The following is a 242-nucleotide window of genomic DNA, read 5'->3' on the forward strand; positions in this document are numbered from 1 at the left end:
TGTCGAATCATTGCTGGCACTGACAATCCACTGACCATCAGGGCTAAAGGCGACAGAATTAACTTCTTTTTCATGTCCCTGCCAAGGTTGACCAATGGGATTGCCGTGAATATCCCATAAGCGCACTGTCAAATCATTGCTGGCACTGACAATCAACTTGCCATCTGGACTAAAGGCGACAGAATTAACTTCTTTTTCATGTCCGTGCCAAGGTTGACCAATGGGGTTGCCGTGAATATCCC

Annotated in this window: 1 protein-coding gene; it reads right to left on the reverse strand. The window is 46.7% G+C overall.

Translation table 11 applies throughout. The features are described from left to right. Positions 1-242 (reverse strand): WD40 repeat domain-containing protein (locus ACM0OX_RS35865; protein WP_414519988.1); only part of this gene is annotated, 242 nt, incomplete at both ends.

The organism is Nostoc sp. PCC 9305 (genome assembly GCF_963920915.1).
Classification (GTDB): domain Bacteria; phylum Cyanobacteriota; class Cyanobacteriia; order Cyanobacteriales; family Nostocaceae; genus Nostoc.